The 16,789-nt window shown below is 63.6% G+C and carries 16 protein-coding genes; 7 read left to right on the top strand and 9 right to left on the bottom strand.

Translation table 11 applies throughout. The features are described 5' to 3' along the window. Positions 1–164: 164 nt before the first annotated feature. Together pncB and gcvA are read right to left on the bottom strand one after the other, a co-directional pair. Entirely contained in the window at positions 165–1,469 is a 1,305-nt protein-coding gene (gene pncB / locus BLT09_RS21340; protein WP_023801535.1) for a nicotinate phosphoribosyltransferase, read from the bottom strand. Between the two features lie 191 nt (positions 1,470–1,660). Further along, complete coding sequence (gene gcvA, locus BLT09_RS21335; RefSeq protein WP_091596313.1) at positions 1,661–2,635, bottom strand: transcriptional regulator GcvA; 975 nt, start codon at positions 2,633–2,635, stop codon at positions 1,661–1,663. Between the two features lie 223 nt (positions 2,636–2,858). Between gcvA and speB the strand changes: the two genes are divergently transcribed. The 5 genes from speB (at position 2,859) to BLT09_RS21310 (ending at position 6,618) form a co-directional block, all read left to right on the top strand. Continuing rightward, positions 2,859–3,920 (top strand): agmatinase, encoded by a 1,062-nt coding sequence (gene speB, locus BLT09_RS21330; RefSeq protein WP_091596310.1) that lies wholly within the window; start codon positions 2,859–2,861, stop codon positions 3,918–3,920. 88 nt (positions 3,921–4,008) lie between these two features. After that, complete coding sequence (locus BLT09_RS21325) at positions 4,009–4,806, top strand: transporter substrate-binding domain-containing protein (RefSeq protein ID WP_091596308.1); 798 nt, start codon at positions 4,009–4,011, stop codon at positions 4,804–4,806. 21 nt (positions 4,807–4,827) lie between these two features. Continuing rightward, positions 4,828–5,496, top strand: a complete 669-nt coding sequence (locus tag BLT09_RS21320) for an amino acid ABC transporter permease (RefSeq protein ID WP_091596306.1) — start codon at positions 4,828–4,830, stop codon at positions 5,494–5,496. After that, on the top strand, positions 5,493–6,140 hold the full coding sequence (locus BLT09_RS21315; protein WP_027152165.1) for an amino acid ABC transporter permease: 648 nt from the start codon (positions 5,493–5,495) through the stop codon (positions 6,138–6,140). The genes BLT09_RS21320 and BLT09_RS21315 overlap by 4 nt, the downstream gene beginning before the upstream one ends. A 112-nt stretch (positions 6,141–6,252) precedes the next feature. Further along, positions 6,253–6,618 carry a hypothetical protein gene (locus BLT09_RS21310; protein WP_091596518.1) on the top strand — a complete coding sequence of 122 codons (366 nt, stop codon included), beginning with the start codon at positions 6,253–6,255 and terminating at the stop codon, positions 6,616–6,618. A gap of 34 nt (positions 6,619–6,652) precedes the next feature. Here BLT09_RS21310 and BLT09_RS21305 read toward each other — a convergent pair whose 3' ends face one another. Then, positions 6,653–8,056, bottom strand: coding sequence for an MATE family efflux transporter (locus tag BLT09_RS21305; protein ID WP_091596304.1), 1,404 nt, complete (start codon positions 8,054–8,056; stop codon positions 6,653–6,655). A 246-nt stretch (positions 8,057–8,302) separates the two neighbouring features. On the opposite strand from BLT09_RS21305, the gene BLT09_RS21300 reads away from it, so the two are divergent. Next, positions 8,303–8,881: a histidine phosphatase family protein gene (locus BLT09_RS21300; RefSeq protein ID WP_091596302.1), complete on the top strand. Its 579-nt coding sequence runs from the start codon at positions 8,303–8,305 to the stop codon at positions 8,879–8,881. Positions 8,882–8,906: 25 nt separating this feature from the next. On the opposite strand, the gene BLT09_RS21295 is transcribed toward BLT09_RS21300, so the two are convergent. The 3 genes from BLT09_RS21295 to BLT09_RS21285 are packed head-to-tail and all read right to left on the bottom strand — an operon-like array spanning position 8,907 to position 12,692. Continuing rightward, complete coding sequence (locus tag BLT09_RS21295) at positions 8,907–10,493, bottom strand: FGGY-family carbohydrate kinase (protein ID WP_091596300.1); 1,587 nt, start codon at positions 10,491–10,493, stop codon at positions 8,907–8,909. Further along, positions 10,490–11,173 (bottom strand): HAD-IA family hydrolase, encoded by a 684-nt coding sequence (locus BLT09_RS21290; RefSeq protein ID WP_091596298.1) that lies wholly within the window; start codon positions 11,171–11,173, stop codon positions 10,490–10,492. The genes BLT09_RS21295 and BLT09_RS21290 overlap by 4 nt, the downstream gene beginning before the upstream one ends. A 40-nt stretch (positions 11,174–11,213) precedes the next feature. Beyond that, entirely contained in the window at positions 11,214–12,692 is a 1,479-nt protein-coding gene (locus BLT09_RS21285; RefSeq protein ID WP_091596296.1) for a mannitol dehydrogenase family protein, read from the bottom strand. Positions 12,693–12,988: 296 nt separating this feature from the next. Between BLT09_RS21285 and BLT09_RS21280 the strand changes: the two genes are divergently transcribed. After that, positions 12,989–13,969 carry an IS5 family transposase gene (locus tag BLT09_RS21280; protein WP_167366490.1) on the top strand — a complete coding sequence of 327 codons (981 nt, stop codon included), beginning with the start codon at positions 12,989–12,991 and terminating at the stop codon, positions 13,967–13,969. Between the two features lie 164 nt (positions 13,970–14,133). Here BLT09_RS21280 and BLT09_RS21275 read toward each other — a convergent pair whose 3' ends face one another. The 3 genes from BLT09_RS21275 to BLT09_RS21265 are packed head-to-tail and all read right to left on the bottom strand — an operon-like array spanning position 14,134 to position 16,780. Next, on the bottom strand, positions 14,134–14,904 hold the full coding sequence (locus BLT09_RS21275; protein ID WP_091596292.1) for an L-iditol 2-dehydrogenase: 771 nt from the start codon (positions 14,902–14,904) through the stop codon (positions 14,134–14,136). Then, the gene (locus tag BLT09_RS21270; protein WP_091596290.1) at positions 14,901–15,905 is read right to left on the bottom strand and encodes an ABC transporter ATP-binding protein; all 1,005 of its coding nucleotides are present in this window, start codon (positions 15,903–15,905) and stop codon (positions 14,901–14,903) included. Before BLT09_RS21270 ends, BLT09_RS21275 begins: the two co-directional genes overlap by 4 nt. Positions 15,906–15,955: 50 nt before the next feature. Continuing rightward, a complete protein-coding gene (locus tag BLT09_RS21265; protein ID WP_023801521.1) occupies positions 15,956–16,780 on the bottom strand; it encodes a carbohydrate ABC transporter permease in 825 nt (274 codons plus the stop codon). Positions 16,781–16,789: the final 9 nt, after the last annotated feature.

The following is a 16,789-nucleotide window of genomic DNA, read 5'->3' as shown; positions in this document are numbered from 1 at the left end:
TGCCGGCTTTCGCCAATTTTCAACGTTGCAGGAAGGGCGCCGTTCGAACGAACTGCCGATCTCCCCCCTTGCGGGGGAGATGTCCGGCAGGACAGAGGGGGGTGGGCGGGAACTCACGCTATCCGAGATTTCCCTTTTGGCGAGGCGAAACCATCCGCAGCCCCTCACACCTTGACCAGCTGCTCCACGCGGTCTTTCTCGCCAAATATGCGCAAATAGCGCTCGATCTCTTTTTCGTCGCCGGTGGCCTTGGCGGGATTGTCGGAGAGCTTGACCGCCGGGTGGCCATTGGCCTCGGTGACCTTGCAGACAAGCGAGATGGCGTCGAGCCGGTTGGTTTTGGTCGGCGCGCAGCCCTCGAAATCATTGGTCAGGTTGGTGCCCCAGCCGAAGGACATGCGCACCTTGCCGTGGAAATGGCGGTAGGTTTCCTCGATGGTCTCGACCTCGAGCCCGTCGGAGAAAATCAGCAGCTTCTGTCTGGGGTCCTTGCCCTTTCCGCGCCACCAGGAAAGGATCTTTTCGCCGCCTTCGATCGGCGGCGCGCTGTCGGGGCGAAAACCGGTCCAGTCGGCGATCCAGTCCGGCGCGTCACGCAGGAACGCCGCGGTGCCGAAGGTGTCCGGCAGCACGATCAGCAGATTGCCGCCATAGTAGCGCTGCCAGTCCTGCAGCACCTTGTAGGGCGACTGCTTCATTTCCTTTTCCGAATTGGCGAGCGCGGCGAACACCATCGGCAGTTCATGCGCGTTGGTGCCGAGCGCCTCGAGGTCGTTGTCCATGGCCAAAAGCACGTTGGAGGTGCCGGTGAAAGCCTCGCCGATGCCTTCCTTCAGCGCTTCGACGCACCAGCGCTGCCACAGGAAGGAATGGCGGCGGCGGGTGCCGAAATCCGAAATGCGGATATCCGGCAGCGCTTTCAGCCGCTCGGTTTTGGCCCACATCTTGGCCTTGGCGCGAGCATAGAGCACGTCGAGCGCGAAGGGCCCGAACGCCCGCATGGCGGCGCGAGAGCGAAGTTCATTGATAATTGCCAGCGCCGGGATCTCCCAGAGCGTCGTGTACATCCACGGACCGCTGAAAGTGAGCTCGTACTGGCCATCGCGCTTGGAAAGCTCGTATTCCGGCAACTGGAAATTCTCGAGCCAGGCGAGGAATTCCGGTTCAAAAATCTGCTTGCGGCCATAGAAGGTGTTGCCGCCAAGCCAGATCATCTCTTTCTTGGAGAAGCGCAAGGTGCGGGCATGGTCGAGCTGATCGCGCAATTCTGCCTCGTCGATCTCCTCGGCAAGGCGAACCGAGGTGGTCCGGTTGATCAGCGAGAACGTGGTGTCGATCTTGGGATACATGCCCCAGATCATCTGCAGCATCAGCAGCTTGTAGAAATCGGTGTCGAGCAGGCTGCGGACAATCGGGTCGAGCTTCCAGGTGTGGTTGTAGACGCGCCGCGCTATATCGGTCTTGGTCATGTCTCGATGCCGCCTTCGCTGCTCGCCCTAGCTTTTGTTTAGTGCTTTTCCCGGGAAGCCGCTGCGCACTATTCCGGGAATTGCTCCAAATGCCTCTTAGCATTGAATTTTTGAATGCGCCTCCCGCTTTGCCGGCTGGCCCGACAAAAAGAAAAGGCTGCGGGAAGCGCGCTGCGTCGGCTGCAGCAACTTCAGGGCGCGGTCTTGGCGCCGATCACCCTCAGCGCCGGACGCTTCCTGCGGATGCCGATGCGGCCCGCCACCGGCGCATCGGCGCGGCCGTCGGCCTGCTCCTTTTCGGCAAACAGCCAGTCGATGAACAGCTGCACGATCGGCGCCGACCTCATCTCGTTGCGGCAGACGACATAGAAATCGTCGACCGCCGGCACCGACAGGCTGAACGGCGCGACCAGCAGTCCCCTGGCAAGCAGTCCGCTTGCTGTCACCGTATCGCCCAGCGCCACGCCATGGCCGTGGACCGCCGCCTCGCTCGCCATGCGCGCGTCGCCGAGATGGTGGCGGCGGCCGCGCTCCAGATCCAGCGCGTCGGCGGCGGCCAGCCAGGTGTGCCATTCGCGGCCGTCGTCCCCGTGCAGGAAGACGTGATCGGCGAGATCGCGCACGGTGCGGATCGGACGGTTGTTGATCAGCGTCGGGCTCACCACCGGGAACAGTTCGAGGCCCGACCATTTGCGCATCCAGCAATCGGTCCAGCTGCCATCGCCATAATGCACGCAGATATCGATATGCGGCGCGCGGACGTCCTTGGCATCATTCGACGGGATCAGCGTCAGCCTGATATCGGGATACTGCGAGGTGAAGCTGCCGAGCCGCGGGATCATCCACAGCAGCAGCAGTGCCGGCACGCAGGACACCGACAGGGCGCCGGTGCTCGCCGGCCTCGTCATGCGCTGCGTGGCGGCGGCGATGCCGTCGAAGGCGGTCGACACCGCCGGCAGCAATTCGGCGCCGTGCGGCGTCAGCTTCACCCGCTGACCGGCGCGCTCGAACAGCTTGACGCCCAGCGACTGTTCGAGCGCCTTGATCTGATGGCTGACGGCGCCGTGGGTGACGTTGAGCTCAGCCGCCGCCTTGGTCAGCGAGGCATGGCGCGCCGTCGCCTCGAAGGCGCGCAATGGATTCAGGGGAGGCAGACGCTTGGCCATCGGAGCCTCAAAGGAACACGATCCCCCCGGTTTTGGATAAGACCGTGCTCGACATTAATGTGAGATTTTCTCACAGCAAACACCCTAACAATATCAATTGATTTTTCAATGCAGCTGCAAGACACTTTGGCTCGTACAGCATCAAGACGTGAAATCCGCAGGCAGCCGGCAGGAATGGCGACCGTCATTGATGGCCGCACTGCACCAGCCATGGAGGACCGACATGGGTTATAACAGCGGCAAGCTCGAAGCGTTGCGCCGCAAATATGGCGAAAGCCATGGCGGCGAGATGTTCGACCCAAAATTCCGGCGCGTCGCCGACAAGATTTTTTCCAAGAGCGGCACGCGGCTGGCGCCCTATTCCGGCATCCCGACCTTCCTCAGCGCGCCTTACCGGGAAATAGCCGCCGACAATCCTGATTTCGGCGATCTGCAGGTGGCGATGATCGGCGTGCCGATGGACCTTGGCGTGACCAACCGGCCGGGCGCCCGCTTCGGGCCAAGGGCACTGCGCGCCATCGAGCGCATCGGCCCCTACAACCATGTGCTGGAATGCGCGCCGACACATGAGCTGAAGGTGGCCGACATCGGCGACGTGCCGTTCCAGAGCCGTTACCGGCTGGAGACCAGCCATGACGACATCGAGCGCCGCACCAACCAGATCGTCGACGCCGGCGTCGTTCCGCTTTCGGTCGGCGGCGATCACTCGATCAGCCATCCGATCCTGAAGGCTGTCGGCAAAAAGGCGCCGGTCGGCATGATCCATATCGACGCCCATTGCGACACCAGCGGCCTGTTCGACATGACCAAGTTCCACCATGGCGGGCCGTTCCGCAACGCGGTGCTGGACGGGGTGCTGGATCCGTCGCGCACCATCCAGATCGGTATCCGCGGCTCGGCCGAATATCTGTGGGAGTTCACCTACGAATCCGGCATGACCGTCGTGCATGCCGAAGAGGTGACCGGCCTCGGCATGCCCGCCATCATCGCGAAGGCGCGCAGAATAGTCGGCGATGGCCCGACCTATGTGTCCTTCGACATCGACAGCATCGACCCGGCCTTTGCGCCGGGCACCGGCACGCCGGAAGTAGGCGGGCTGACGACGCGGGAAGTGCTTGAACTTCTGCGCGGCCTCAAAGGGCTCAACATCGTCGGCGGCGACGTCGTCGAGGTGGCGCCGCAATACGACGCAACCACCAACACGGCCCATGCCGGCGCGCAGGTGCTGTTCGAGATCCTCAGCCTGATGGTGTTCAGCCCGGCGATCTCAGGCAAGCGAGCCTGACGCATCAGGCAAGAACTTCCAAGGCGAGCGCCGCGCTGGAGCCGGCGGCCGCATTCAAACAAAACAAGCTTCCAGCAGGGGAACGACAATGGCACTTCACATGAAATCATCCATCGCCGCCGTGCTGATGCTCGCCGGCCTCGGTCTTGCCACCCAGGCCGCGAATGCCGACGCGCTCGACGACATCACCAAGGCCGGCGCGATCAATGTCGGCATTTTCTCCGACTTTCCGCCCTTCTCCTCGGCCAGTGCCGATATGAGCATCAAGGGCTATGACATCGACGTGGCGCAGTTCATCGCCGACCAGCTCAAGGTCAATCTCAACTTGGTCAGCGTGACCGGGCAGAATCGCATCCCGTATCTTACCGACAAGCGCGTCGATATCCTGATGAGCGTCGGCTACTCCAAGGAGCGCGAGCAGGTGATCGATTTCGCCGCCGCCTACGCGCCCTATTATATCGCCGTCATCGGCCCGGCCGCGCTCAAGGTCGAAGGCAAGGACGATCTCGCCGACAAGTCGATCGCCGTCAACCGCGGCACGCTGGAAGATACGTCACTGACCGAGGCAGCACCCGCCTCGGCCGACATCCGCCGTTTCGACAACTACAACTCCGTCATACAGGCCTTCATCTCGGGTCAGACCCAGCTGATGGTCGTCGGCAACGATGTCGGCGCCCAGGTGCTCGCCCGCCAGGAGGCACTGAAGCCGGAGCAGAAGTTCCAGCTTCTCACCTCGCCCTCGCATATCGGCCTCAACAAGAACGAGGACCGCCTGAAGCAGGCGGTCAACGACGCGGTCGCCAAGATGCTGGCCGACGGCAAGCTGGACGAAAGCTCGAAAGCCTGGCTCAAAACACCGCTCAATCCCGACAACCTCAAGGATTGATCTCCGAGGTAAGGACCTATCATGGGCTACAGCCTCGACTTCGGCTGGCTTGCCGATGCGACAGGTGCGATCGCGCGCGGGGCGGCCATGACGATCCTTTTGATCGCCGTGACCACGCTGGCGGGAACGTTCCTCAGCATCCTCGGCGCAGCAGGGCGGCGAAACGGCCCCTTGCTGCTCAAGCGGGCAATCGGCGTCTATGTCGAAATTATCAGGAACACGCCGTTCCTTGTGCAGCTGTTCTTCATCTTCTTCGGGTTGCCCAGCATCGGCGTGAGGCTCGATCCGCTGCTGGCCGCCATCCTGGCAATGACGCTCAACATGGCGGCCTACACGATCGAGATCGTCGGCGCCGGGCTCGACGCGGTGCCGCGCGGGCAGACGGAAGCAGCCCTTGCGCTTGGGCTCAGGCTGCGTCAGGTCTTCGTCAAGATCGTGCTGCCGCAAGCGCTCAAGGTGATCTTTCCGGCGCTGACCAGCCAGATCATCATCATGATGCTGGAGTCCGCCGTGGTGTCGCAGATCGCGGTGCGCGAACTGACCTACGAGGCCGACATGCTGCAGGCGCGCACCTTCCGTGCTTTCGAGACCTATTTCGTGGTGACGATGGTCTATCTCGTCCTGTCGATGGGGCTGCGCCGGCTGCTGGTCAGCGGCGGCCGCCGCGCTCTGGGAGCCGGCGTGTCATGATCGAATTCACCTTCTGGGATATCGTCCGCAACCTCCTGCTCGCCGCGCGCTGGACGGTGCTTCTGTCACTGGCGGCCTTCGTCGGCGGCGGCGTGGTCGGCATGCTCGTGCTGTTCTTCCGGATCGCCAAGAATAAATGGGCGCGGCGGCTGGCCTCGGGCTACATTGCGCTTTTCCAGGGCACGCCGCTGCTCATGCAGCTCTTCCTGATGTTCTTCGGCCTGCCGATGCTGGGCTTGCGCATCGAGCCGTGGACCGCTGCAGCGCTTGGCCTGACCTTCTTCGCCAGCGCCTATCTCGCCGAGATCTGGCGCGGCGGCGTCGATGCGCTGCCGCGCGGCCAGTGGGACGCCGGCGCCAGCCTCGGCCTTCACTATCTGCAGGAACTCAGGCTGATCATCCTGCCGCAGGCGTTTTCGATCACCCGCGCCCCGACCGTCGGTTTCCTGGTGCAGCTGATCAAGTCGACCGCGCTGACCTCGATCATCGGTTTCGAGGAACTGGTCAGGACATCCAACGCCATCAACAATGCGACCTTCGAGCCGTTCACCGTCTATGGGCTGGTCGCCTTGATCTTCTTCGTCATGTGCTTCCCGCTGACGCAATATGCACGTTCGCTTGAACGACGGGCGACTTCAAACTAGCAAGCCGCCTCTGCGCTTGGCGTTCGAACGCCTTCTTCACTTCTTCGGAGCTATCTCCTTGTTGGAAGAAGAGTTCTGTGTACTCTCACAATGCGTTATCAAGGGCTTGGGGATGAGAATTGCAATGTTCGTCGCGTTGGCCGCGACAGCGGCTGGATGCGCGACCTCTCCGGTCGACTATGGAGCGTCGCTTTCGAAGCAGGACCGGAAATGGGCGTCGCCGGAATGCCAGCAAGCCCGCATGGAGGCTTCGGACTACGACGCTCGCGAAAAAAAGCAGCCGGGCTGGGGGACCGGCGTCTTTCTTGGCCCGTACGGATTAGGGCTCGCAGCAGCCATCAAGGAGCACCAGCAGAAGCAACGAAAATTGTTCGCCCGCGCGGTGCACTTGCGGTGCTCAAGCCTTCCCCTGCCAAAGCAGTTGCAAAGCGACTTAAGCCCGCAGGCCGCGCGTGCAAATCAGACGAAATATCCATAGACGACTCGCCCTCCTCGGGACGAAGCCGCTTTCGTCAATGCCCAAAGGTGAGCGGCGGCGCGATCCTGTCGCGCCGCAGCCAGCGCGCCAGGAGCAGCACCGCCACCACCGCCAGCCCCAACGACAGGCCGATCCAGATGCCGACGCCGTCGAGCCCGGAATGGAAGGCGAGCAGCACGCCGAGCGGCAGGCCGATGCCCCAATAGCCGATCGCGGCATAGATCATCGGCACCTGGGTGTCGTGCAGGCCGCGCAGCATGCCGGCGGCCACGGCCTGGGCGCCATCGAAAATCTGGAACAGCGCGGCAAAGGCCAGGAACGACACGGCAAGCCCGATCACAGTGGCATTGGCCGGGTCGCCGAGATCGATGAAGGCGCTGATCAGCAATTGCGGCCACAGGATCATCACCAGCCCCATCAGCGCCATGAACGAGACGCCGATGACAAAAGCGGTCCAGCCGGCACGGGAAACCCCTTCCGGATTGCCGGCGCCATGGGCGAGCCCGACGCGTACCGTCGCCGCCTGGTTGAGGCCGAGCGGCACCATGAAGCTGATCGAAGCGATCTGGATGGCGATCGCATGCGCCGCGAGCGAGGCGGCGTCGATCAGCCCCATGAGAAGGGCCGCCGCGTTGAAGATCGTCACCTCGAAGGCAAGCAGGCCGGCGATCGGCAGGCCGAGCCGCAGCAGGCCCTTGAAGCGCGGCCAGTCGGCCCGCCAGAAGCGCCCGAACAGCTGGTAGCGGCGAAATTTTTGCTCAAGCATCACCACCGCCGCCATGCCGGCGAACATCAGCATGCTGGACAGCGTGGTGGCGAGACCCGAGCCGGCGATACCCATCGAAGGGGCGCCGAGATTGCCGAACATGAACACCCAGTTGAAGAACACATTGCAGGCGACGGCAACGAAGACGATGACCAACGCCCAACCCGGCCGCTCCAGCGCCGAGATGAACGAGCGCAGGACGATATAGCCGTAGAACGGCAGCACCGCCCATTCGAGCCAGCGCAGGTAGATGCCGGCCTGATGCGCCAGCGCCGGTTCCTGGCCCATGGCCAGCAACACGGCCTCGCCGTACCAGAGAAATATCCAGATCGGGATTGAGATGAGGATCGCCAGCCACAGCCCCTGCCGCACGGTGCGACGCAGATCGCGCACCGAGTGGCGACGGCGGCCGAGTTCCGTGGCGATCATCGGCGAGGTCGCCAGCATCAGGCCGAGCCCGAAGATCAGCGGCATGAAATAGAGGTTGGCCCCGAGCGCGCCGCTGGCCAGCGTGTCCGGACCCAGCCGCCCCATCATCATGACATCGGTGGCGGTCATCGCGGTCTGGCCGAGATTGGTGAGCACCATCGGCCAGGCGAGCGCCAGCGTCGCCTTGATTTCCCGACGCCAAAGATTTTCCGGCGCGCGCGCGCCGGCTTCGATCGCAGACATTATTTCGCCTATCCGATTGCGGCGCGTCGGCAAAAAGGGCCGGAAGCCGCGTCTCAGCGCGGAAAATGGCCGTGATCGGCCCGCATTCCGCATTATCCGCACGGCTTGTCCACGAAATGGGCAGCTATGGCAAGGGGGCTGGCTCAGGGGAAGAGTTGAGCCAGAGAGCGCAGAAGCCGCTATGATCGCGTCGTTGCCCGATCTCACGAGCGGGCATCACATCGGATTCCATCGAAAGGCATGCGGATGAGCGCGTTTCCCGAAATCTACCTGGTTCGGCATGGCGAGACGGAATGGAGCGCGTCGGGAAAGCACACCGGCCTGACCGACATACCATTGACGCCAGCCGGCGAGGCGGCCGCCGGGCGGGTCGCCGAGCGGTTGCAGGGGCTTTCGTTCCAGGCTGTCTGGTCGAGCCCGTCGCAGCGCGCCTTCAAGACTTGTACACTGGCCGGCTTCGGTTCGGCCGGCGTGAAGAAGGCCGATCTGGCGGAATGGGATTACGGCGCCTACGAGGGACTGACCACGAAGCAGATCCTCATCGAGCGCCCCGGCTGGCGTCTGTTTCGCGACGGCTGCCCTGACGGCGAGATGGCAGAGGATGTCGGCGCGAGGGCCGATCGGATCGTCAATGAATTGCGCGCCGTCAACGGCAATGTCCTGGTGTTTTCAAGCTCGCATTTCCTGCGGGTGCTGGCCGCGCGCTGGCTCGGCCTGCCGCCGCAAGATGGCGCCTTGTTCGTGCTGGACACCGCCAGCACAAGCGTGCTCGGTTATGAGCACGACCTTGGCGAGCCAATTATCCGGCGATGGAATCAGAGATAGCAGACGCATTGCAGGCCATTCGAGACTACCTGATCGCATCCAGCGCCTGCCGCTGCCGGTGCATCTCCAAAAACACCCGGTAGTCGCGGTCGAACCGGCCGGCGGCCGTCGAATTGGGCTCTCGCGTCTTGCCGCCTTGCTGCATGGCGACGCAGGCGGCGTTCAAATCGGGAAAAAGTCCGGCGGCGGTGGCGGCGATCATGCCGGTGCCGAGCAGCACCGCCTCATCGGCCAGCGGCTCGACCACCGTGCAGCCGGTGGCGTCGGCATAAAGCTCCATCAGCAGCGGGTTCTTGGTGTGACCGCCGGTGACATGCAGCGTGTCGATCAGATAGCCGTTCTCGTTCAGCGCTTCCAGCACATGGCGCACGCCCAGCGCAATGCTGACGGCGGTGCGCCAATACAGCTTGCACAGGCTGTCGAAGGAGGAATCCAGCGTCAGCCCGCTGATGACGCCGACGGCATGCGGGTCGGCGAGCGGCGAGCGGTTGCCGTGGAAATCCGGCAGCACATGCAGCCTTCCGGCCAGATTTTCTCCCTCTATGGCGCGCAACTCGACAACGCGCCGGGCAATCCTGGCGTGCATGGCGGCGTCCGGCTCGCCGCCGGCGCCGTGCCAGCGGATGATGTGATCGAGCAGCGCGCCGGTGGCCGACTGGCCGCCTTCCGACAGCCAAAGCCGGGGAAGCGCCGCGCCATAATACGGGCCCCAGACACCGGCAAAGGGCTGCGGGTCGGCCGACATCGCCATGACGCAGCTCGAAGTGCCGGCGATCAGCGCCAGATGCCGGCCGATGTTGGTTTCGTCGCCGGCGAAGCCGCCGAGCACACCGAGCGCGCCGGCATAGGCGTCGATGACGCCGGCGCCGACCCGGCATTGTTCGGTCAGGCCAAGCTCGGCTGCGGCTTGCTTGCTCAGCCGGCCGATATCGGCGCCGACCGGGCTGGCCTTGTCAGGCAGATTGCCATGCTCGAAAAGATCGCCGAGCCCGACGGCTTTGAAGAAGTCGCGCCGCCAGCCGGTCTCTTCATGCGCCAGATAGGTCCATTTGGCGGTCAGCGTGCATTGCGAGCGGGCAAGCGAACCGGTTGCCTTCCAACTGAGAAAGTCGGCGAGGTCGAATAGATAGCCGGCTTCGTTCCATGTCGCGGGCAGGTTGCGCTTCAGCCACATCAGCTTCGGCGTCTCCATTTCCGGCGACATGACGCCGCCGATATAGTCGAGCACGGCGTGGCCGCTTTCGGTGCATTCATCGGCCTCGGCAATGGCGCGGTGATCGAGCCAGACGATGGTGTCCCAGCGCCTTTCGCCTGATACCGAGACGCTGACCTGGCCACCATCCTTGCCCCGCACCACCAGCGAGCAGGTGGCGTCGAAGGAGATGCCGACGATGTCCTGCGCTGCCACGCCGGCTTTTTCATTGGCCGCGCGCACCGCAATGCAGACCGCCGACCAGATATCCTGCGAATCGTGCTCGGCGTGATCGGCCTTCGGCCGGTTCATGAGGATCGGATGCTCGGCGCGGCCGAGCAAGGTGCCTCCGGTGTCGAGAATGCCCGCACGGGCGCTCCCGGTGCCGACATCGACCGCGCAAACGAAACTGTTCGTCAAGATGTTCTTACTCTCGCTCCCAGGCCTGCAATCAGATCGGGCAGTTGCAGCATGTCAGCGAATATAAAGTCCGGTTCACTCGACGCAAGCCGCGCTTTCAGTGCCGGGTTGCCGGCATGCGAGCCGCCGGTGAAGGCGAGGACACGCATTCCCGCCGCCCGTGCCGCCGCGACGCCGACGGGGCTGTCTTCGACGACGACGCAATTTTGCGGGATCGCTCCCATTTTGGCGGCTGCGTGGAGAAAAAGGTCCGGCGCCGGCTTGCCCCGCGCCACCATGGCGGCGCTGAACAGATGCGGCTCGAGCAGCCCGAGCAGCCCGGTGACGTCGAGCGCATAGCGGATGCGATCCAGCGTGCCGGAGGAAGCAACGCAGCATGGCACGGTAAGCCTCGGCAGAACCTGGCCGATGCCGGGGATCGGCTTCAGCTCGTCGCGAAATTTGCGCATCAGCCCGACGCGCATCGCGCTCAGGTGCTGGTCGGTGATATCAAGTCGGAAGTCGCGACCGAGGATTTCGCGAACGCTTTTCATGCTTTTGCCGAGGAAATGCTCATAAGCGGCATCCTCGCTGACACTGCCGCCGGCAAGCGTGATCATGCTAAGCAGCGCCGAAACGGACAGCCCCTCGCTGTCGACCAGCACGCCGTCGCAGTCGAAAATGACCAGGTCAGGCGTCATTGCAGGGCCCTCATCGGCGGGGACATGCATTGAGCCGATCTTAGAGATTGCCGGCGAGGTAGCGCGTCAGCGTCGTACGTGCGCCATCGGCCCAGAGCGCCTCGAGCGCCTTGGCAAAGGCCTCGACAAACGGCGTCGAGCGGCCGACCTCGCCATAGATATCCTCCATGGCTAGCCAGGCGGCAGGCGCAGCCTTTGCCGCCCTGGCGGTCGTCTGCAGCCGGTCCCAGCTTGGATCATTGGGCTCGATGACCGCGCCTGAATCCGTGGTGCCGAAGCAATAGCGGCACCAGAGCGCCGATTCCAGCGCCAGGCCGGCCACGCCCTTGCCGGCCTTCAGCCGGTCGGCGATGGTCGGGATGATGAATTTCGGCTGCCGGTTGGAGCCGTCGAGGCAAAGCCTGCGAATGGTGTCGCCGATCTTCGGATTGGAGAAGCGGTGCTCGATGAGCTGGTAATAGTCCTCCAGCACGGTACCCGGCACCGGCGGCACCGTCGGGATGATCTCGTCGTGCTCAAGCCTGTCGAGAAAGCCGCGCACCAGTGGCTCCTGCATCGCCTCGTCGACGAAATGGATGTCCATCAGCCCGGCCGGATAGGCGATGGTCGCATGGCCGCCATTGAGGATGCGGATCTTCATCAGCTCATAGGGCGCGACATCGCTGACGAACTGCACGCCGACCTTTTCCAGCGGCGGGCGGCCGTTGGTGAAATGGTCCTCCAGCACCCATTGCCTGAACGGCTCGCAAAATACCGGCCAATTGTCTTCGAGCCCGAACTCGCTCGACAGAATGCCGCGCTCGCGGTCGGTGGTGGCCGGCGTGATGCGGTCGACCATGCCGTTGGGAAAGGCAACGTTCTCGCTCACCCAGGTCGCCAGTTTCTCGTCGATCAGCCGCGCGAGCCCTATGACGCCATCGGCGGTGACATGGCCGTTGTGGGGGATGTTGTCGCAGGACATGATCGTGAAGGGCACGATGCCGTCGTCGCGGCGGCGCATCAGCCCGGCAAGAATGATGCCGAAGACAGTCTTCGGCAATGCTCCCGGCTGCGCGTCGGCGACAATGTCGGGATGGGTCGGGTTGAACACGCCCGATGCCGGATCGATGAAATAGCCGCCCTCGGTTATGGTCAGCGAAACGATCCTTATCGCCGGGTCGGCAAGCCGCGCTATGATCGCGGCCGCGTCGCCCGGCATCAGGAAGTCGATCATGACACCGGTGACGCGGGCGCTCATGTGGCCAGAATCCTGCTCGACCACGGTGCTCAGCCACTCCTGTTCCTGCAACTTGCCGCGGCCGACCTTTTCGCCCTCAAAAACGCCGGCGCCGACCAGTGCCCAGTCGTGGCCGACGCCCGCATTGAACAGGTCGTCGAGATAGACGGCCTGGTGCGAGCGATGGAAATTGCCGACGCCGAAATGCACGATGCCGGCCCTGAGCGCGGCGCGATCGTATTTCGGGCCGACGACTTTTTCCGGCAGGCGGGACAGTGCCGCCGATGAGAGTTTTACGGTCATTTTAACAAACGCCTTCTCATTGCGGCGCCTGCGCCTGCCTGACCTTCTCCCCTTGTGAGGGCTTTGCACGGGGGCCGAAGTTTGGCGCAGATGGCGCATGGGGCGTTTTTTGTTTCGGCTCGGAGAAGGTGGATCGGCGCGCAGCGCCGAGACGGTTGAGGGGTGCTGGACGAAGTGCTGCATCAGAACACCCCCCGTCCACCCTCGTTTCACTCGGCACCTTCTCCCCCAAGGAGGCCTTTGCACAGAATCGGATTGATGATTCCGGGGGTAAGGAAGAGAGGGAGATGATTCGGATGGTCGATCGTGTTGTTGGTCAACTGAGCCTGGCGGATGCGCTGGCGCTGTCGGATACGACGCAGCTCGACCAGATCGCGACGGTCATCGACTGGATGCCGATCCGGGCACTTCTTGGTCAGCGCAGCGGGCCGGGCAAGGGCAACACCAGCTATCCAGCCGAGACATTGCTGCGCTGTCTGTTTTTGGGCGTGTGGAACAATCTCAGCGACCCCGCCCTTGAGATGCAACTGCGCGACCGGCTGTCGTTCCGCCGCTTTGCCGGCTTCAGCCTGTCGGACCGCACGCCGGACCATTCGACGCTGTGGCGCTTCCGCGAAGAGCTGAAGCGCGACGGGCTGATTGATCGGGTGTTCGATGAGATCACCCGGCAGTTTGAGCAGAAGGGCCTGATCCTCAAGCAGGGCACGCTGATTGATGCATCGTTCATGCAGGCCGCCGCCCGCCCGCCGGCGAAGCCGAAGAAGGGTGAGGAGACGTCGGCGCGGCCATCGGCCGACCCCGATGCGCGTTGGGGACGCAAGGGCAAAAAGACGGTGTTCGGCTATAAGGTGCACAACGGCGTCGACGATGCTCACACGCTGATCCGGCGGATGCACTTCACCGATGCTTCGATCACCGACACCGAGCCGGCCGACATGCTGATCTGCGGCGACGAGGAGGCGGCCTATGGCGACCAGGCCTATTACACCCATGCCCGGCACGCCCGGCTTAAGCAGGCCGGCATCAAGGACCGGCTGATGCATCGGCCCAACAAGCACCATCCGCTGACGCCGCGCCAGAAGCAGCGCAACCGGCTGATCTCCAAGGTGCGGGCGGCGGTGGAGCGGCCGTTTGCGGTGTTCAAGCAGCACTACGGCATGCGGCGGCTGCGCTTCTTCAACCTGGCGACCAACCGGACGCAGTGCGTGCTTGCCGGCTGCGGCTACAATCTGCAACGGGCGGCCGCCGTCCTCTTCGCGGTGAGGAAGCCGGCATGAGGGGGCGGAGTCTGCCCAAAATCCGCCGAGGGGGGGCCCAATTGGGCCCCCGAGGCCTGCAACCGGGCCAATGTGGCCTGATTGCGTTTCAAAAAACGCCCCATGCGCCATCTGCGCCAAACTTCGGCCCCCGTGCAAAGCCCTCCCAAGGGGAGAAGGAAAGTTCAACTCATCCACTGGCCGCCATCGACATTGTAGGTCTGGGCGACGATGTATTCGGCGTCATCGCTGGCCAGGAACACCGCCATGCCGGTGAGGTCTTGCGCCGTGCCCATGCGGCCGTAAGGCACGGCTTCGCCGACCAGCCGCTTCTTCTCGCCCTTCGGCCGATTTTCGTATCTGGCGAACAGCGCATCGACATGGTCCCAGTGCTCGCCGTCGACGACGCCGGGCGCGATGGCGTTGACGTTGATGCGGTGCTTGATCAGGTCGAGCCCGGCCGACTGGGTGAGTGAGATGACGGCTGCCTTGCTAGCGCAGTAGACGGCAACCAGGGCCTCGCCGCGGCGCCCGGCCTGGCTCGCCATGTTGATGATCTTGCCGCCCCGGCCCGCCGCGATCATCGAGCGGGCGGCAGCCTGCAACATGAACAGCATGCCGGCGACATTGACGGAAAACAGCCTGTCGTAGCTTGCCTTCGATATCTCGACGATCGGCGCCAGGTCGAACAAAGCGGCGTTATTGACCAGGATGTCCAGGCCGCCGGCCCTTGTCTCGACCGCTTTGACCGCCGCCTCGATCGAAGCGAGATCGGTGACGTCCAGTTTCACGGCGTAAGCCTTGCCGCCGATCTCCGAAGCGGTCTTTTCCGCAGCTTCGAGATTGATGTCGCCGATGGCGACCGTGGCGCCCTCGCGAACATAGGCTTCGGCGAACGCCCGGCCGATGCCGCGCGCCGATCCGGTGATCAGCGCCGATTTACCCTCGAGCCTCATTGCAACATCGCCTTTCCGTCGGCGCCGAAGCGGTGCAGCTTGGTCTGGTCCGGCGTCAGATAGATCGTGTCGCCGTGATGGGCGGCCAGTTCGCCGTCGGCGCGCACCGTCAGCGGCCCGACACCGTCGGCCTGAACGTGCAGAAACGTGTCGGAGCCGAGATGCTCGGCAACACCGACCGTGGCTTTCCATTCGCCTGAAGTCGTCGAGATGTTCATATGCTCGGGACGGATGCCGACGGTCTTGGCGCCATGTTTGGCCGCCGGCGCGCCTTCGATCAGGTTCATCCTGGGCGAACCGATGAAGCCGGCGACGAACAGGTTCTTCGGCGTCTTGTAGAGCTCCATCGGCGAGCCGACCTGTTCGATGTTGCCGGCGTTGAGCACGACGATCTTGTCGGCCATGGTCATCGCCTCGACCTGGTCGTGGGTGACGTAGATCATCGTCGTCTTGAGCTGATGATGCAGCTCGCTGATCTCCAGCCGCATGGTGCCGCGCAGTGCTGCGTCGAGATTGGACAGAGGTTCGTCGAACAGGAAAGCCGATGGCTGGCGCACGATGGCGCGGCCGATGGCGACACGCTGGCGCTGACCGCCGGAGAGCTGGCCGGGGCGGCGATCGAGATAGTTGGTGAGGTTCAGGATGCGTGCCGCGTCCTTGACCTTCCGATCGATGGTCGCCTGGTCCTCGCCCGCCATCTTCAGCGGGAAGGCGATATTCTTGGCCACGGTCATGTGCGGGTAGAGCGCATAGGACTGGAACACCATGGCCAGCTTGCGCTTGGCCGGCGCCTCGCCGGTGACGTCGCGGCCGTCGATGTTGATGGTGCCGGCGGTGGTGTCCTCCAGCCCGGCGATCAGTCGCAGCAGCGTGGACTTGCCGCAGCCCGACGGGCCGACGAAGACGACGAACTCGCCGTTTTCGATGACCAGGTCGATGCCCGGAATGATGATCGTCGACCCGAACGACTTGGAGACGTGCTTGAGCGTGATGTTTCCCATGATTTCCTCCCCGAGGGGTTATTGTCCGTCGTTCATCGCTTGCGGCGGTGTTACTTCACGGCGCCAAACGTCAGGCCGCGCACCAGCTGCTTCTGGCTGAACCAGCCCATGATCAGGATCGGCGCGATCGCCAGCGTCGAGGCCGCCGAAAGCTTGGCCCAGAACAGCCCTTGCGGGCTTGAGAAGGAACTGATGAAGGCAGTAAGCGGCGCGGCCTCGGTGGTGGTCAGCCGGATCGTCCAGAACGCCTCGTTCCACGCCAAGATGATGTTGAGCAGCATCGTCGAGGCGATGCCCGGCACCGCCATCGGCGTCAGCACATAGACGATCTCGTTCCAGAGCGATGCGCCGTCCATGCGCGCCGCTTCCAGGATCTCGCCGGGGATCTCGCGAAAATAGGTGTAGAGCATCCACACCACGATCGGCAGGTTGATCAGCATCAGCATGATCATCAGGCCGATGCGGCTGTCGAGCAATCCGGTATCGCGGAAGATCAGGTAGATCGGGAACAGCACGGCGACCGCCGGCATCATCTTGGTGGAAAGCATCCACATCAGGATGTCCTTGGTCCACTTGCCCGGCGAGAACGCCATCGACCAGGCCGCCGGTATGGCGACGAGCAAGGCCAGGATGGTCGAGCCGACCGACAGGAACACCGAGTTGAGGAAGAACTTGAAGTAGCCGCTCTGCGCCTCGACCGCGGTGTAGCTTTCCGTGGTTCCCGACGGAAACAGGTTGAAGCCCTGGATGGCCTCCTGCTCCGACTTGAACGAGGTGATGATCGTATAAAGGATCGGGAAGAAGATCAGCAGGGCGACGATCCAGGCGGCCGCGGTCGCGATCGTCTTGTGCTGGGTGCTGACTGCACGTGCCATGGTCAGGTC

The sequence above is a fragment of the Mesorhizobium muleiense genome (assembly GCF_900099905.1).
GTDB classification, from domain to species: Bacteria; Pseudomonadota; Alphaproteobacteria; order Rhizobiales; family Rhizobiaceae; genus Mesorhizobium; species Mesorhizobium muleiense.
Note: the sequence above shows the minus strand (reverse complement) of the source record. Positions and strands in the feature narration are given on the sequence as shown.

Coding starts and splice junctions, on each gene's coding strand:
- BLT09_RS21270 (WP_091596290.1), bottom strand. CDS start 15,905: ATGGGAAACATCACGCTCAAGCACGTCTCCAAGTCGTTCGGGTCGACG.
- BLT09_RS21285 (WP_091596296.1), bottom strand. CDS start 12,692: ATGACCGTAAAACTCTCATCGGCGGCACTGTCCCGCCTGCCGGAAAAA.
- gcvA (WP_091596313.1), bottom strand. CDS start 2,635: ATGGCCAAGCGTCTGCCTCCCCTGAATCCATTGCGCGCCTTCGAGGCG.
- BLT09_RS21265 (WP_023801521.1), bottom strand. CDS start 16,780: ATGGCACGTGCAGTCAGCACCCAGCACAAGACGATCGCGACCGCGGCC.
- BLT09_RS21305 (WP_091596304.1), bottom strand. CDS start 8,056: ATGTCTGCGATCGAAGCCGGCGCGCGCGCGCCGGAAAATCTTTGGCGT.
- pncB (WP_023801535.1), bottom strand. CDS start 1,469: ATGACCAAGACCGATATAGCGCGGCGCGTCTACAACCACACCTGGAAG.
- BLT09_RS21315 (WP_027152165.1), top strand. CDS start 5,493: ATGATCGAATTCACCTTCTGGGATATCGTCCGCAACCTCCTGCTCGCC.
- BLT09_RS21290 (WP_091596298.1), bottom strand. CDS start 11,173: ATGACGCCTGACCTGGTCATTTTCGACTGCGACGGCGTGCTGGTCGAC.
- BLT09_RS21280 (WP_167366490.1), top strand. CDS start 12,989: ATGGTCGATCGTGTTGTTGGTCAACTGAGCCTGGCGGATGCGCTGGCG.
- BLT09_RS21300 (WP_091596302.1), top strand. CDS start 8,303: ATGAGCGCGTTTCCCGAAATCTACCTGGTTCGGCATGGCGAGACGGAA.
- BLT09_RS21320 (WP_091596306.1), top strand. CDS start 4,828: ATGGGCTACAGCCTCGACTTCGGCTGGCTTGCCGATGCGACAGGTGCG.
- BLT09_RS21275 (WP_091596292.1), bottom strand. CDS start 14,904: ATGAGGCTCGAGGGTAAATCGGCGCTGATCACCGGATCGGCGCGCGGC.
- speB (WP_091596310.1), top strand. CDS start 2,859: ATGGGTTATAACAGCGGCAAGCTCGAAGCGTTGCGCCGCAAATATGGC.
- BLT09_RS21310 (WP_091596518.1), top strand. CDS start 6,253: ATGAGAATTGCAATGTTCGTCGCGTTGGCCGCGACAGCGGCTGGATGC.
- BLT09_RS21325 (WP_091596308.1), top strand. CDS start 4,009: ATGGCACTTCACATGAAATCATCCATCGCCGCCGTGCTGATGCTCGCC.